This is a genomic window from Synechococcus sp. BDU 130192 (assembly GCF_963876085.1).
In the GTDB taxonomy this organism is placed as follows: domain Bacteria; phylum Cyanobacteriota; class Cyanobacteriia; order Cyanobacteriales; family MRBY01; genus MRBY01.
Genome location: NZ_CAWNNO010000049.1, coordinates 1 through 278, shown reverse-complemented (window position 1 = coordinate 278; position 278 = coordinate 1). Strand labels below are relative to the sequence as shown.

The window sequence follows — 278 nt, the reverse complement described above, 5'->3', positions numbered from 1 at the left end:
GCTTGCTCGCCAGCTGCTAAGTCTAAGGGGAAGTTGTGAGCGTTACGCTCGTGCATTACTTCAAAACCGAGGTTCGCACGGTTCAGAATGTCCGCCCAGGTGTTAATCACACGACCTTGAGAGTCAAGGATGGACTGGTTGAAGTTGAAACCGTTCAGGTTGAATGCCATGGTGGATACACCAAGAGCAGTGAACCAGATACCGACTACAGGCCATGCACCCAAGAAGAAGTGCAAGGAACGGCTGTTGTTGAAAGATGCATATTGGAAGATCAAACG

Annotated in this window: 1 pseudogene; it reads right to left on the bottom strand. The window is 49.6% G+C overall.

The features are described from left to right. A pseudogene (locus AACT35_RS11300) lies at window positions 1–278 on the bottom strand (photosystem II q(b) protein); the annotation flags it as partial.